The organism is Porcibacter vitabionis, assembly GCF_046263795.1.
Classification (GTDB): Bacteria; Bacillota; Clostridia; order Lachnospirales; family Lachnospiraceae; genus Lachnocurva.
Window position 1 is genome coordinate 26,635 of sequence record NZ_JBJYZD010000018.1, and the last position, 15,940, is coordinate 42,574.

Consider the following 15,940-nt stretch of genomic DNA (forward strand, 5'->3'; position numbering starts at 1 on the left):
ATGATCATCAATGAGTTGCAAAAGGTACTTTTGTCACCCGTTTTTATTTTATGAAATTGGAGATAAAAAAATCCTATCACAGAATAGGATACCCCGCTATCATCAGGTCACATAAAAGAAAACGATCCGGTCGCCGGCGGATGGATAGTAAGCTCCGCAGCCCTTGTTCGGTATTTTCCCGTTTACACTATACATCCAGCCGGAGCCTGGGCCTGCCATCTTTTCCCGGAGATAGTTAATTTCATAAATATAGACCCCGTATTGGGTGTCGCGGGCTCCCATTTCGATATTGGCTGCCTGCGTGGCCTTGACCAGGGCCGTATAGACGCTTTCGCCGGAAGACAGTGTGACATTGGCATTCAAAATCTCCCCCTGGTTCAGGGCATGGATTCGTTCCAGAGCAGTCGGATCGGTTACTGGTGAATTATCACCGCTGACGGACCGACACTGGATCTCCAGACTGACCTGATAACTGGCAGGGACCTGAGGAGAAGAGTCATTTGTCTCGGCAGAGGATCCGCTTTGTTTGGCACTGCCTGGGGCTTGAGGGGAGACACTTGAGTCAGAACCTAGGGAGGCGGCAGAAGCAGCGGAAGGGGTAGGAGAAGAAGCGGAAGGGACAGAGATTGAGGCACTTTTTGAGGAGCCTTTTGAGGCAGAGGATTCGGTCAAAGATTTTGTGGAGTTAGAAGACTCGGCCACAGAATTTGTAGAGTTAGAGGACTCGGTCAAAGAATTTGCAGAGTTAGAGGACTCTTTATTGTCTTTATTGTCTTTATTTTCTTTGTTTTTATTATTATCTTTACCAGATGTTATACCTTTGGAATTTTTGTCAGTATTCTTGTCTTTTCCAGTCGTGTCATTTTGCCCTTTCAGGATCTCAACCTGATTTTGGTTTTTCTCTCCCTGACTTTTCGGCTCGATCTTCATATTGGATATGCCAAATCCAAGGCATACGGCAAGAACGAGAATGATGATCAGGGGACGAAAGGGGATTTTATGTAAGATGAATTGTAGTTGCTTTTTCCAATGATCCAACAATTGCTGTCCTTTTCTATGATTGAAGGGGTGGTCTATATTTCTCATGCAAGTCCGAGAAACCCGAAGATATCCGAAGATGCAGAAATCCAGGGATCCTTGCAGATAACCTGTTTCTATTAATCATATAGGTTAGCACATAAGAATGTTTTTTGGTATGGAAAATCGATATATGAAATCTTTTGAAAATCATGCGTGTTTTATGACTTATCTCCCCTGAACAACTTTTTGGATTCATCACGGCGCTGATACAGTTCCAACGCATCCTTTGCGGTCATCTTCTTTTCTGACCATTTTCTGGTCATTTCGTTTGTGCGTACATAAGAGTTCAGCGATGTAATTGATTCAAAATTAATCATGAAAGCCCTCACAAAATTAGAATTTTTACGGCTGTCGCTGTCCTTCTATCAGTAATTCCAACTATAACAATATTAGGCAGAGAAGTTCAATTTATTATGATACGGGTAGACATTTCCTTTATAATCAATTTGAGGTGAAAGATTATGGGACTTTTGATCGCGGTTATTTATCTGATTTTTATCAGTCTGGGACTGCCGGATTCGCTTCTGGGTTCCGGCTGGCCGGCCATGCATGTGGATCTGGGAGTGCCTTCGTCCTATGCGGGCTATATTTCCATGACCATATCCTTTATGACCATTATTTCGGCACTGGTAAGTCCGAGAATCATGAGGAAGCTTCATACCAAGTGGATTGTGATCATCTCCATCTTTCTTACCATTCTTGGGCTTCTGGGATTTTCTGTATGCAATGCCTACTGGATGTTCTTCCTTTTCGCTGTGCCTTATGGTCTGGGTGCCGGTGCGATTGATGCCTCCATCAATAACTATGTGGCCAGCAATTTCTCCGGGTCGGTTATGAATTTCCTTCACTGCTTTTACGGGATCGGAGCCGTCATCAGCCCGATGATCATGGGTCAGGCTCTCCGGGTGGCCAGATGGAATGAGGGCTACTGGTGGACGGCCTATATTCAGACAGGTATCCTTCTGGTCTGCATTTTATCTCTTCCCCTTTGGAAGAAAAATGATCCGAAAGATGGAGAAGAAGTCGAAGAAAGCAGCGGCATCCGGGAGGCCATCCGCATTCCGGGCGTCATTCCTACCCTGATTGCCTTCTTTGCCTACTGCTCCGGAGAAGCCACCAGCTTTCTGTGGACCTCCAGCTATTTTGCCGGAGTTAAGCAGGGACTCAGCAAGGGGCAGATTGCATCCTTTGGGTCTCTTGTTTTCGGAGGCCTGATGCTGGGACGGCTGATCTGCGGCTTTATCTCGAATATGATCGGTGACAAGGCAAGGATTCGGATCGGTATTGCAATCGAGCTCGCCGGAATTCTGATGGTCATGGTTCCCGTCCAGGGCTATCAGCTGGCGGCTGTCGGATTTGTAGTGATCGGTACCGGAATGGGACCGGTATATCCGGCCATTCAGCATATGGCGCCGGTTAACTTCGGAAAAAGAAACAGCGCCGCAGTCATCGGCCTTCAGATGGCATCGGCCTATGTCGGTAGCACCTTTATGCCCATGGCCTTCGGAAATCTCCAGCAGTGGATCGGCATTGGGATTATGCCCGTTTATCTTCTGATCTTTGCAGTTCTGAATCTGGGCATGCTGGAGTATGCCTATCGGATGATCAAAGTAAAAGAGAAGGCCTGATTAAGCTTACAGCCACTCCTTCCACTTCGTCGTATGCATTATAAAGGCCTTCATGCTCTCCGAGATCGGCAGATCCTTTTTATGAATCAGGGCGACCGGCCACATGGGATGCTCCGTAAAAGGAATCCTGCGGAGGCCGTCCTGAGCCATATCGTCAAAGATGAAATCCATGGAGGCCGTATTTGCCTCACCTTTCAGGCAGAGCTTATAGCAGAGGCTGAATCCGCTGGTGTTGAAATAGGGATTGATGGTGACTCCTTCCCTGGCTGCAGTATCAAAAAGCAGATGATGGATCAGAAAATGGTCATTTTCTAGAACCAGAGGCTCGGAAAGGACCTCCCGAATCGAGACTTCCTTTCTGTCATAGAAGCGGCTCCCCGGATGAACGATGAAGTAAATTTCCTTGGAGAATAGGGAAAGATAGACCAGGTCCGGTTTTTCCGTCTTGAATGGCGTCAGGCCGATATCGTATTCTCCGTCCAGAACCTTATTTTCAATATAGGAATCCGGGAATTCCGTATAGTCGAGGTGAACGGCCGGATTTGCATCCGTAAAGGCATGAATAAAGGCCGGGGTCAGATAGCGGAGGATGCCGAAGGCCGAGACAAGTTTTAAAAGGCCTAGATTCTGCGCTTTCAGACTGTCAATTTCCTGCTGGGCCTGATCAGATTCCTGAAGAATCTGGATGGCATGGTCGTAGAAAATCTGCCCGTATTCTGTCATATGAACACCGCTTTGGCTTCGCAGCAGAAGATCCGTACCCACTTCCTCTTCCATACGGCGGACAGCCTTACTGATGCCCTGGGGTGTCATGAAGAAATGCTCCGCTGCCTGTGAAATGCTGTGGTCGTCGCAGACCTGCACAAAATAGCGTAGATCCGATAGGTTCATATGTCTGACCCTCCTTTTTTAAGATGACAAAAGAGGAAGCCTGTTTCCAGACTTCCCCATTTATTCTAGTACTTTTTACTTTTCATTCAATTATTCCTGAGAATCTTCTGTGCTGCCGGGCTGCAGTGCATCATAGGGAATCGGCTCCTGCTTGCCGTCGCCGACATAATTGCAGAAGGGATGCGGCTCGCGGTAGAAGTTCAGGGTCAGATACTGATTGCGGTAGTGGCCGGCTGCATCGAATCCGTACTTGTAATCGATGATATCCTCCAGATCGATATCTGCATAGGCGATGCCCTCCTGGCCGGAAGGAACATAGTCACTGCGGAGATTTCCGTCCGGCCCGATGATGGCGGTGTGGCCCTGCTTCAGAGTCTTGAAGTAAGCCAGACGGTCTTCCTCAAGATTTCCATCCTCGTCAGTGCAGAGCATGGTGTAGAGTCTGTCATCATAGACGGAGCTTGTCATCAGAACGAAGGTGCCGGTCTGGATGGCGTATGCCTTACTTGCAATATCGTCATCGAAATAACCGGGCCAGGAAGCAACATGAACCTGCTCATTCTGAGCATTCATGGCAGCGACATCGAGAGCAACATCATGCTCCCAGCACTGGCATCCGCCGAGTCTGCCGAGCTCGGTATCGAATACCGGCATCAGGGAACCGGAACCGTCGCCCCAGATCAGACGCTCGGCAACGGAAACACGCATCTTCCTGTGCTTGCCGATGAGATCACCCTTATTATTGAACCAGAACTGGGTCAGGTAAAGAGATCCGCCATCCTTTTCGGAACCGGAAATGCAGACATAGATGTCATTATCGCGGGCTGCCTGGCTGATCTTTGCCAGTGCGTCGCTGGGAACTTCAACCGCATTCAGATACAGCTGATGATAGAATCTCGGTACGTAATCCAGTGCTCTTCCGAGAAATGCAAACCAGGGATAGCCGGGGAGGAATCCTTCCGGGAAGCCGATCAGCTTAGCGCCGTTCTTTGCTGCCTCCGTGATAATCTTTACGGACTTGTCAACTGTAGCCGGAAGATCGAGATAAACCGGAGCTGCCTGTACTGCTGCTACTTTATACTTGGGATATGATGCCATAGGACGCTTCCTCCATTTCTTAGAAAGTAAAACCATCTGCTCCCCGGGGTGAAACAAAAAAGACGCCGCAAAGAGGAATTCAAATCCTCTTCCCGACGCCTTTGTCATTTACTGACTTAAAAATAATCTCAATTCTCGGAAAATTCAAGCAACGAATGATTGATGCCTGTCATCTTTTAGTTTCATTCTAGTCATTCGAATCGACAGATAAGACTATAATAGCCCACTGAATTATGTCTCTGGTGGTGTGAACCGGTCTCCATCTTTGAATGGCAAACAGTATCCTTTGTAATGAATACTCTTGTTAATGCTTATAAAATTTAATATAAAACAGAAGTAGAATCCAAATAAAAAATAAAAAACCATCTGAAAATACAAATTAATATAAATCAATATAAAATAAGATAAAGAAGTATAAAAATGTAATAGCAACATAAAAGAAAGCACCGAATTCCATTCGAAGCAAATGTAATTCGAAACATTAGTCGAGCCGAATTTTGGCTTTCGCATTTTGGCTTTCACTAAACTTTTTAAAATTCCCCTTGCATTTTTCGAATAAGGAGTCTAGAATAGGCGACAACAACAGAAACACTTTAAACCGTTGAAGCGGAGAAGAAGCAGAAAGAGGATCTGACAGAGAGCCCGGAGGATGGAAACGGGCAGAACACCCGACTGTGGATGGACCGCTGAGGGCACGGCCGAATCGTAATTTTTGCGGAAGTAGGTTGTGACGTAAGGACCTGCGTTAAGGGTCAGGGATATGTTGGTATCCTGCTAAGTGCACGGGTGATCCGTGAATCAAGGTGGCACCGCGAATTTATTCGTCCTTGACAGAAGTATTGGCTACTTCTGTCAGGGACTTTTTTATTGGGAAAATTCAGCGGCGGAAAATACCAGCTGACCCTTGGATCGTTATTTCAAAGGAGGCAGCAAAATGATTGAAGAAGCAATTAAGAAAGTCGTCGACAAAAAGGATCTGACCTATGACGAGGCGAAAGAGGTCATGTTGGAAATTATGAGCGGCAAAACAACACCGGTATTAAATGCCGCATTCCTTGCCGCGCTCTCCACCAAGTCAACAAAAGCAGAAACCATCGATGAGATTTCCGGTTGTGCAGAAGCTATGCGGAGTCTTGCAACTCCGGTGGAGCATCCGGGCATGGAGGTTCTGGATATCGTCGGAACCGGCGGAGACGGATCTCATAGCTTCAATATTTCCACCACAAGCGCCATGGTAATTGCTTCTACTGGAGTCAAGGTCGCAAAACACGGAAACCGGGCAGCAAGTTCTCTTTCCGGAACCGCCGATTGCCTGGAGGCTTTGGGAATCAATATCAACGAAGATCCGGACAAGTGCCGGGAAATGCTGGAAAAGACCGGTTTCTGTTTTCTCTTTGCCCAGAAATATCATTCCGCAATGAAATATGTCGGTCCGATTCGGAAGGAACTTGGCATTCGTACGGTTTTCAATATTCTCGGACCTCTGACCAATCCCGCAAAACCGGAATTCTTCCTTCTTGGTGTCTATGATGAATATCTGGTTGAGCCGGTGGCCAAGGTCCTTTCTTCCCTTGGAGTGAAGCGGGCTCTGGTCGTCCATGGTCAGGATCAGATGGATGAGATCTCCGCATCCGCTCCGACAACTGTCTGTGAGCTTCGGGAAGGCTTTTATCGAACCAGTGTGATAAAGCCGGAGGACTTCGGTCTGACCAGAGGCAGGAAGGAAGACATCATCGGCGGAAGTCCCAAAGAGAATGCCAGGATCACAAGAGAGGTCCTGTCTGGAAAAGAGCGGGGAACTAAGAGGACCATTGTTCTTATGAATGCGGGTGCAGCACTCTATATTGCAGGAAAGGCTGATAGTATTGCTTCCGGAGTCAAATTGGCATCTGATCAGATCGATAGCGGAAAAGCGCTGGAAACTCTGGAAAATGTCATTCGTGAGTCGAATTTGTAAGAGGACAGAGACATGGCAGAAACAATTCTCGATCAGCTGGCGGATCATGCCAGATACAGAGTAAGACTTGCCGAGAAAAGCCTTCCGTTGGAAGAAGTCAGACGACAGGCAGAGGATATGGCACAAAAGACTTCGGAAGAAAAGAAGTTTCTTTTTGAGAAGAATCTCAAAAGACCCGGCATGCAGCTGATTTGCGAATGTAAGAAGGCTTCCCCCTCCAAGGGTTTGATCTCCCCGGATTTTCCATATCTGGAAATCGCAAAAAGGTATGAAGAAGGCGGGGCATCGGCAATCTCCTGCCTGACGGAACCAAAGTGGTTTCTGGGGGAAGACCGGTATCTGACAGAGATTGCGTCAACAGTTTCAATTCCCGTTTTGCGGAAAGATTTCACGGTGGATCCTTATATGATCTACCAGGCAAAGACGCTCGGCGCATCTGCCGTCCTTTTGATCTGTTCCCTTCTGGAAATAGAGACCCTCCGGGAATGGATCGCGATCACGGATTCTCTTGGGCTAAGCGCCCTGGTCGAAGCCCATGATGAGAAAGAAGTCGAAATGGCAGGCCTGGCAGGAGCCAGAGTGATCGGCGTCAACAATCGGAATCTGAAAGATTTCACCGTGGATATCCATAATGCCGGACGATTAAGGAAATATGCATCGGAAAGTGCAATTTTTGTGGCAGAAAGCGGGATTCATACGAGAGAAGATATTGAGGCTCTGGAAGCGGATCATATCCATGCCGCCTTGATCGGCGAACAGCTGATGCGGGCGAAAGACCAGAGAGCGGAGATCCAAAAGCTTCTGGGCACAGACGTAAAAGCCCAAACGAAGATCAAGATCTGCGGTATGCAAAGACCCTCTGATATTGAAGCAGTAAATCTGATGTGTCCCGACTGGGCAGGGTTTATATTTGTCCCGGGGAGACGGAGATTCATTTCATATGAGAAAGCATGCGAATTGATAAAACACTTGGACCGAAGGATCGAGCCGGTCGGCGTTTTTGCCAATGCAAGCGTTGAGGAGATCCGAAAGGCTGTTCAGGTGACCGGGATCCGAACCATTCAGCTGCATGGACAGGAGAGCGAGAAGGACATTGCAGATCTTCGCGCTAAGCTTCCAAAGATTCGGATCATCAAGGCCTTTCGAATCGAGAGCCCGGCCGATCTTTTGGCTGCAAACAAGTCTTCCGCGGATCTGGTGTTACTGGATCACGGGCCTGGCGGCAGTGGACGGAGCTTCGACTGGAACCTGGCCCAAACAATGAAGCGGCCCTATCTTCTGGCCGGTGGCCTTAGTTCGGAAAATGTAGACCGGGCGATAAAAATACTGCATCCCTATGGGGTGGACGTCAGCAGTTCTGTGGAGACGGACGGTTATAAAGATAAGGAAAAGATCCGGCGCTTTGTAAAAGCGGTCAGGGAAAAATAGGAAAGAGAGGAAACACATGACAAAGTCAAAAGGAAGATTTGGAATTTTCGGCGGTCAGTATATACCGGAAACCTTGATGAATGCTGTTATAGAGCTGGAAGAAGCTTATCAGAAATATAAGGATGATCCGGAATTTAATCAGGAGTTGACCAGGCTTTTGAATGAATATGCCGGCCGCCCATCCCGACTCTACTATGCTGAGAAGATGACCAAAGATTTGGGCGGAGCTAAGATTTATCTCAAGCGAGAAGATCTGAATCATACCGGCGCACATAAGATCAATAACTGCCTGGGCCAGGCTCTTCTGGCGAAAAAAATGGGGAAGACGAGACTGATCGCGGAGACCGGTGCCGGCCAGCACGGCGTTGCCACCGCAACGGCAGCGGCTCTTCTCGGGATGGACTGTGTGATCTTTATGGGCAAAGTTGACTGCGAGCGACAGGCCTTGAATGTCTATAAAATGAAGCTTTTGGGCGCAGATGTCGTCCCGGTCACAGACGGAACCGGAACGCTGAAGGATGCCGTTTCCCAGGCCATGAGAGAATGGACCTCACGGATCGAGGACACCCATTATTGTCTCGGCTCCTGTATGGGACCCCACCCCTTCCCGACCATTGTCCGGGACTTCCAGGCCGTCATTTCCAAAGAATCCAGAGCACAGATCCTGGAGAAGGAAGGTCGTTTGCCGGATGCTGTCATTGCTTGTGTTGGCGGAGGATCCAATGCCATCGGCTCCTTCTATCATTATATCAAGGATCAAGGGGTCCGCCTGATCGGCTGCGAGGCAGCAGGGCGCGGGATCGACACAGGTGACACCGCAGCGACCATGAATACAGGAAAACTTGGTATTTTCCATGGAATGAAATCCTATTTCTGCCAGAATGAATATGGCCAGATCGCTCCTGTCTACTCGATTTCCGCCGGCCTGGACTATCCGGGCATTGGCCCCGAACATGCCTATCTCCATGAGATCGGTCGGGCCGAGTACGTTGCTATTACAGATGACGAGGCAGTCAATGCCTTCGAATATCTCTCCCGGACCGAAGGGATCATTCCTGCCATCGAATCTGCCCATGCCCTGGCCTTTGCCATGAAGCTGGCACCGACAATGTCGAGAGATCAGATTCTGATGGTGACGGTCTCCGGCCGCGGCGATAAAGACTGCGCCGCCATAGCCCGCTACAGAGGCCAGGATATTCACGATTGATTCAGGGGAAATGCAGACCAAAAAAAGGAGCAGATATGAATCGAATTCAGAACGCATTTAATAATAAGAAGGCTTTCATCGTTTTCCTTACCGTAGGAGATCCTGATCTTTTGACCACTGAAAAGGCTGTTCATGCGGCTGTTGAGGGAGGAGCAGACTTAATAGAGCTTGGTATTCCTTTCTCCGATCCGACAGCAGAGGGCCCTGTCATCATGGAAGCCGACAAGAGAGCCCTGGATGGTGGAATCACGACGGATTCCGTCTTCAAATTGACAAAGAAACTGAGAGAAACGGTCGATATTCCACTGGTTTATATGACCTATGCCAACGTTGTCTTCTCCTACGGGACGGAGCGATTCATGCAGAAGGCAGAGGAAGCCGGCGTCGACGGACTGATTTTGCCGGACGTTCCCTATGAAGAGAAGGAGGATTTCGCTCCTCTGGCAAAAAAGTACGGGATCGACCTGATCTCCATGGTGGCGCCAACGTCAAAAAACCGGATCTCTATGATCGCCAAAGAGGCAAAAGGGTTTGTTTACATGGTATCTTCTCTTGGCGTTACGGGCACACGGAACAAGATCACAACGGACATCGGAGCTATGACAAAGCTGGTCCGTTCTGCGACAAAGATTCCTTGTGCCGTCGGCTTCGGCATCTCGACACCGGAACAGGCGAAGGAGATGGCAGGTCTTTCCGATGGCGCCATTGTAGGATCCGCAGTTGTGAAACTTTTGGCAAAATACGGCAGGGATGCGGCAGACCCCATTCGGGAATATGTCCGGTCCATGGCAGAGGCTGTGCATGGGGCATAAGGACGGTGATTCCGGGAATCTTTCACATGTGAGGGCAAGGATGGGACGCGCTGAAGTTTGCGCCGATTAAAGCCGGTGGGAATCTTTCCCATGTGAGAGCAAGGATGGGAACTGATTTGCTGTGAAATTGAGCGGTGTAAGAAAAAAGTACTTACAAGGAAAGTAAAATTGTGTTATCATTCTGTCGTTTGACTATGGTCTCATTGGAAACGACCTTCTCTTAAGGGATAACGAACAACACATAGTCGTGTGTAATGTTATTTTCTAAGGAGGAATCTATGCCGAAAAACAAATTTCAGGATGTCGTTTTCACAGCCATTATGGCAACAATCATGGTTTATGGAATGATCGTTTATAATGTCGCCCTCAATATGGGAGGAGTCAAAGCAGAGACATTTCTTGCCGCATTTCATGAAATGCCCATCATGGTGCCGATTGCCTTTGTGCTGGAATTCTTTGTCGTAGGAAAAATTGCTCGCATACTGGCTTTTCGCGTTATGCGGCCGACCGATCGCCCTCAGTTTATCACCTATGCGATCTCCATCAATATCTGCTGCATCATGTGCCCGACCATGAGCCTGATTGCAACCATCCTCTTCAAAGACACCAAAAATTTTGCCACCTGGATCCAGACCTGGGGCATGAACTTCCCGATGGCAATTCTCTATCAGCTCTTTTACTGCGGCCCGCTGGTTCGCCTGATTTTCCGCCTGATCTTCCGCGAAAGACAGACCGATGCCAAAACTGCAGCAAGGCAGGAGAGTTTAGAAATCGAAGATTGAGTATAAATAGAGCCTGTTCTACAAGGAATGTAGAACAGGTTCTTTTTTTTAGACATTATTTACAGAAGATTCCCATTAGTGGTAGAGGTAGAAAAAATTTACATAGTAACGATTGAAAATTACTATCTGAGGGGCTAATATACATATGTTGACAAAGCGTTTTCAGGGATGAGATTTTTTCATTTAAAAGGAGGATAGGATGAAAGAAGGAATGAAAAAGCGTTTTGCCTTGCTCCTGGCTGCTGTTTTTGCTTTGACCCTTGTTTTTAATGTAACGGGTGCAAATGCAGAAACACCGACTGGAAGTACATACAATACGCCAACAGGAAGTACGTACAATACACCGACAGATAATACAGATAGACCCGCGAAGCATAAGTCGCTAATCATGGATGTATATTATGTAGATAAGAGTGGGAATGTTGGTATTTCACCCTCGAATCAAAAACATGTTACTTATACGAAAGGTATGACAGCAGAGGATCTGTATAAAGCGCTCGGAATAGACCAAATGGAATCAGAAGTAGCACAGACGTATCAGGGTGAAAAATTCACCGGATTTGTATACAGTCCTTCCATGTATTTCACGGGTAATTATAGTGGATTCTTAGATAAAAATGGGCTTTTGGATGTACTTAAACGAGAAATCGTTGAATCAGACCAAGATTTTCTGCCAGATTATTATTTTTCTGCATACCCTACATATGGGGATAAGATTTTGTGGGGCGTAAACTATGTGTATCCGGCAGAAGCCAGATTTGGATATAAAGAGGATTGGAACTATTTCCTGCTAGACAAGGATATAAATGATCCTCAGACTTTTGTTAAAGGAATGGAAAATTTCACACCGAATGATATGACATCAGGCCTGAATTATAGCTGGACTGCTGACGCAAAGCTACCATATGTATATACAAAAACCACAAATTTCCAGGTAATCTATGATATTCTGGATCCGAATGAAGTATATGATCCGCAGCAAACTATCTTGGAGAATGTACCAAAGGCTGATTCTGAAACATTGAAATCTCAGATTGTTGAAGAAGGCTCGAAAATTACCCTTCCATCTTCTATTGGTGGAAAAGCAGTAAGATGGTTGAATGTGACTTCTTTCAATGGCTCTAAACCATCAAACACATTGATTTCGGGCACAACTTATACGGTTCATTCCAATATGTCTTTTCAGGCAGTTTGGGAAACAGATCAACCGCTTAAAGTGACCAAGGAGCAGAAAGAGGAATATATTAGCTCCATAGAATCGACAGTGAAATATTTGAAGAGTCATCCGAACCAGGGAACAATACCATACTATGTTCCAATGGGACTTGCTACGGTTGTTCCGAAGGAATATCTAGAGGCAGTCAAGGGTCATGATATAGATCTTGACCTGGATATGGGCGCATACAATTGGACAATTAATGGAAAGGAAATCAGGGAAACATCTGATATTAATCTGGAAGTCAGTGTGAAAAATGCTGTTCCCAGTGATGCTGTTGCAAGCCTTGCAGGCTCAAAAGCTACCAAGCAAATCTCCCTTGCGCATGAGGGCCCTCTTGGCTTCGATGCAACCCTTACCTGGAATGTCGGAGAAGAAAATCAGGACAAGTTTGCTAACCTCTATTGGTATAAGCCGGATGGAACCTTTGAATACATCTCTCGATCTGAAATTGACAAGGATGGAAATGCTAAACTCAAGTTCACCCATGCATCCGACTATGTAATCGTGCTTTCGGACAAACCCATGGGAGCAGAGGATGCGACCGCTGCCAATGATACGATTATTGAGAAGAAGATTGCTGAGAATACAGTTGCAGAAACGACAGCTTCTGCAACAACTAAGACAACAGTAACTTCTACAGCAACGAAGGCAACGACGCTCAAGACAAAATCGGCTAAGCCGGCAACGAAATCCCCGAAGACCGGAGAATTTTAATATGTTCTATCATCCCTGATTGCTTTGAAGGAAAAACTGCTCTGTGAATTGATTGCAGAGCAGTTTTTTTATGAGCTTGCAGGGATATACTATGCTTGTAAATGCAGTACATTATTCTGGAATGAAAATATGAAAACTTCACAGAAACATTCAAAAAAATCACAATCGATAGCCGGCGGAGATAATCTCCTGGTTTACCTATTTGAGATCAGCCCCTTCCTTCTGGGCCTGGCATCCATCTACACCAGTCTCTTTGCAGGGATCCTTGTTGCAGTAAGTTTTCTGATCCTGATAGCAACAAGAAAAGAGTGTCGCTTCTATTGGAATCGAACGACATTAGCCGGCGGATTGATTCTTCTGGGCAGTCTCCTGTCGATCTTTTTCGGTGTAGATTATGGAACTGGCTTAGAGGGCTTTGCTGTTATCTTGTCAGCTGCCGTATTTGGCTTCCTCCTGATGCAAGTGGATCCGAAGACGAGAAAGACTGCACTTCATACCATGCCGGAGACCGGTTTTGCCCTTCTTCTTGTCTCTTTGTTTCTATGCGCTTTTCCCAAAACAAGAAATTTTGTTATTCTGAGCGGGCGTTTGAACGGTCTCTTCCAGTATGCCAATGTCTGTGCCCTCTATCTCTTGCTTTGCCTGTCGGTTTTGCTCTGGCAAAATGGAGACCGATCCCATGAGGATGGAAGCAAGGGAAAGAAAGCTTTCCGCCTCTTTCTTCTGCCGGCTGCATTGATGGGCGGGATCCTGTGGACCGGGAGCCGGTATACATTTCTCCTGACGTTGGCTGTTGTCGTATGGTCTCTGATCAAGTATCCATTGACCAGGAAAACGCTGGCTGTTTTGACCGGTCTGCTCTTGGCAGCAGCGATTGTTTATGTCCTGGTCACAGGAAATGTTACTTCCATTGGGCGGTTTGTGACCATTTCCGGGAAATCAAGTACTTTTGTAGGCCGCCTTCTTTACTGGATGGATGCACTTCCGGTGATCGTCCGGCATCCTTTCGGCTTAGGCTATCTCGGCTATCATCAGATGGAGGGGCTTTTCCAGCATGGATATTATGAGGTGAAGTTTGTCCATAATGAATATCTCCAGGCATTCCTGGATTACGGATGGATCGGCGGGATCGGTTTTGTGACCATGATCATACATGGTTTGAGGAAGTCCCGGGGTTTGCAGCGCTTGCTTTTGGTTTTGATTTCACTTCATATGATCATGGACTGGGATCTGCAGTTTTTCCCCATGATTTGGATCCTTTTACTCGAGCTTCCTTGGGAAGATGGCAAGTGCTTTTCTTGGGAGTGGTCCGGATTCAAGACAAAGAGTATCCTGACTATGGCATGTTTTGTCTATATTTGCCTGTCGGCATGGATCGGCATCGGAGATGCCCTGGACTATGCCGGCCATCCGGATGTCGCTTGGAAGATTTATCCCTTGGATTATAAGTATGCCATGGCACAGGTCTATGCGGCGCGGGACTATGACACAGCAGAGGAATTTGCAGAATCTGTGTTAAAACTGGATCCATACAATTCTTCCGTCTATGTGCTATATATGAATGAGGCGAACGCGAAGGGGGATTACCAGGCCATGATCCGATATGGGAAGAAGGCGGCAGCACTTTCGCCTTATCAGAATGAGATCCTTTCCAATTATGTGGAGAAACTGGGAAAGGCGATTGATTCTTATAAGGAGAGCGGGGAGACAGCACAGTGCGACAAGGCAATCACTGCGGTTTCAGAAATAAAGAAGCTTCTGATAGATACCAAAGCTTCGACCAATCCTTTGGCTTGGAGGATCAAAGACAAACCAAAATTCACATTGACAGAGGATGCAGAGAAGATATTAAGGGCATATGCTGAATAAAGCAGAGGCTTTTATGTAAGGATTTCAGCAAATAAGTCGGAAGCTGTCAGGAAGGGCTTTTTCGACTAAGACAAATGACAAGATTCAAGCGGATGCGATATAATGCAATTCGGGAGGAAAATTTTCATGGAAGAGAATAAAAAGGCAAAGATGTCGGATCTGGATCTTAGAGATATGAATGAGACGATTGCGAATAAGAATGTGGCTGAGAAGATGGAAACTGGTGGAATTTCTGGCGGGAATCCTGGAGAAAATGATGCTTCCGAACGGAAAAAGGGAAAAAAGCATCTTATTCTTTCCTTTATTCTGATCGTGGCAGTGATGGTTCTGGCTTTTGCCGGCTACCAGGGATACCGCTATTATAAGGACCGGACCAATCGCAAAGTTCAGAAGATTTCAAAAGTGGTACCCACTCAGAAGGAACAGGCCGAGTCGGCTCCGGAGGAAATCGACTGGAAGGCCCTACAGGCTTTGAACCCGGACATTTACGCTTGGATCGTTGTTCCGAACAGTAATGTCAACTATCCGGTTCTGCAATCTTCTGAGAATGAGAAAGAAGACTTCTATCTCATGCATCAGGTGAATAAGGCATCCGGATATCCGGGCGCGATCTATTCTCAGAAAAGAAATGCCAAAGATTTTTCTGACCGCATGACCGTACTTTACGGACACAACATGAAGAATGGAACTATGTTTACCAGCCTGCATAAGTATGAAGATAAGAATTTCTTTAAGGAAAATCCCTATATTTATATCTATACGCCAAATGCCAAGTATGTCTACCAGGTTTTTGCAGCCTATAATTATGATGATCGCCTGATCCTTGCGTATTTTAATGACTTTAAGGAGGACGATGTCTGGAATACCTATCTCAAATCTTTCCAGCAACTCTACAAGGGGAATGTTGATAATGCAATCGCTTCTTCCCTGGTTTCGGATGATAAGATCCTGACACTTTCGACTTGTAATAGTGTGGAGACAGAGCGCTTTCTTGTCCAGGGGGTACTCTTGACAGAGGATGAGGCAAAAAAAGCAGGCATCGATCATGCCAACGATGCACAGAATATGGCTGCTGAAGGAGCCAGGAAGGAGAGCGGTTCGAAGAACTAAGCAGCTGTGCTCCCAGCCACAAGAAATGCTAGCGTAAAGTTTTAGTCGGAAAAAATATAAAAAGAGAACATCACCTGTGATAAGGTATTAAGCGGAAAACCAAAAAACCTTGCAAAGGAGATGTTCTCTATGAATAAGAGTATAC

12 protein-coding genes and 1 other annotated feature are annotated in these 15,940 nt (G+C 46.7%); of the genes, 9 read left to right on the plus strand and 3 right to left on the minus strand.

What is annotated here, in order from left to right:
* Nucleotides 1-102 precede the first annotated feature (102 nt).
* Nucleotides 103-1,041 carry a DUF4430 domain-containing protein gene (locus ACKX2L_RS11030; protein WP_497551822.1) on the minus strand — a complete coding sequence of 313 codons (939 nt, stop codon included), beginning with the start codon at nucleotides 1,039-1,041 and terminating at the stop codon, nucleotides 103-105.
* 500 nt (nucleotides 1,042-1,541) lie between these two features.
* Here ACKX2L_RS11030 and ACKX2L_RS11035 point away from each other — a divergent pair, with 500 nt between their 5' ends.
* Nucleotides 1,542-2,708: an MFS transporter gene (locus ACKX2L_RS11035; protein WP_497551821.1), complete on the plus strand. Its 1,167-nt coding sequence runs from the start codon at nucleotides 1,542-1,544 to the stop codon at nucleotides 2,706-2,708.
* Nucleotides 2,709-2,714: 6 nt separating this feature from the next.
* Here the strand turns inward: ACKX2L_RS11035 and ACKX2L_RS11040 are convergent, their stop codons facing one another.
* Both ACKX2L_RS11040 and ACKX2L_RS11045 read right to left on the minus strand, forming a co-directional pair.
* Nucleotides 2,715-3,599 carry a LysR family transcriptional regulator gene (locus tag ACKX2L_RS11040; protein WP_497551820.1) on the minus strand — a complete coding sequence of 295 codons (885 nt, stop codon included), beginning with the start codon at nucleotides 3,597-3,599 and terminating at the stop codon, nucleotides 2,715-2,717.
* Between the two features lie 90 nt (nucleotides 3,600-3,689).
* Nucleotides 3,690-4,697 (minus strand): carbon-nitrogen hydrolase family protein, encoded by a 1,008-nt coding sequence (locus ACKX2L_RS11045; protein ID WP_497551819.1) that lies wholly within the window; start codon nucleotides 4,695-4,697, stop codon nucleotides 3,690-3,692.
* Nucleotides 4,698-5,289: 592 nt separating this feature from the next.
* Nucleotides 5,290-5,529: a binding site (T-box leader), on the plus strand.
* Between the two features lie 102 nt (nucleotides 5,530-5,631).
* Between ACKX2L_RS11045 and trpD the strand changes: the two genes are divergently transcribed.
* The 8 genes from trpD to srtB all read left to right on the plus strand — a co-directional run bounded on the left by trpD (nucleotide 5,632) and on the right by srtB (nucleotide 15,795).
* Nucleotides 5,632-6,654: an anthranilate phosphoribosyltransferase gene (gene trpD / locus ACKX2L_RS11050; protein WP_497551818.1), complete on the plus strand. Its 1,023-nt coding sequence runs from the start codon at nucleotides 5,632-5,634 to the stop codon at nucleotides 6,652-6,654.
* A gap of 12 nt (nucleotides 6,655-6,666) precedes the next feature.
* Nucleotides 6,667-8,082 carry an indole-3-glycerol phosphate synthase TrpC gene (gene trpC, locus ACKX2L_RS11055; protein ID WP_497551817.1) on the plus strand — a complete coding sequence of 472 codons (1,416 nt, stop codon included), beginning with the start codon at nucleotides 6,667-6,669 and terminating at the stop codon, nucleotides 8,080-8,082.
* A 16-nt stretch (nucleotides 8,083-8,098) separates the two neighbouring features.
* The gene (gene trpB, locus ACKX2L_RS11060; protein WP_497551816.1) at nucleotides 8,099-9,289 is read left to right on the plus strand and encodes a tryptophan synthase subunit beta; all 1,191 of its coding nucleotides are present in this window, start codon (nucleotides 8,099-8,101) and stop codon (nucleotides 9,287-9,289) included.
* A 35-nt stretch (nucleotides 9,290-9,324) separates the two neighbouring features.
* Entirely contained in the window at nucleotides 9,325-10,101 is a 777-nt protein-coding gene (gene trpA, locus ACKX2L_RS11065; protein ID WP_497551815.1) for a tryptophan synthase subunit alpha, read from the plus strand.
* A 278-nt stretch (nucleotides 10,102-10,379) separates the two neighbouring features.
* Nucleotides 10,380-10,883, plus strand: a complete 504-nt coding sequence (locus ACKX2L_RS11070; RefSeq protein ID WP_497551814.1) for a DUF2798 domain-containing protein — start codon at nucleotides 10,380-10,382, stop codon at nucleotides 10,881-10,883.
* Nucleotides 10,884-11,082: 199 nt separating this feature from the next.
* Nucleotides 11,083-12,816 carry a hypothetical protein gene (locus ACKX2L_RS11075; protein WP_497551813.1) on the plus strand — a complete coding sequence of 578 codons (1,734 nt, stop codon included), beginning with the start codon at nucleotides 11,083-11,085 and terminating at the stop codon, nucleotides 12,814-12,816.
* Between the two features lie 129 nt (nucleotides 12,817-12,945).
* Complete coding sequence (locus ACKX2L_RS11080) at nucleotides 12,946-14,685, plus strand: O-antigen ligase family protein (protein ID WP_497553307.1); 1,740 nt, start codon at nucleotides 12,946-12,948, stop codon at nucleotides 14,683-14,685.
* A gap of 126 nt (nucleotides 14,686-14,811) precedes the next feature.
* The gene (gene srtB / locus ACKX2L_RS11085; RefSeq protein WP_497551811.1) at nucleotides 14,812-15,795 is read left to right on the plus strand and encodes a class B sortase; all 984 of its coding nucleotides are present in this window, start codon (nucleotides 14,812-14,814) and stop codon (nucleotides 15,793-15,795) included.
* The last annotated feature ends 145 nt before the right edge of the window (nucleotides 15,796-15,940 follow it).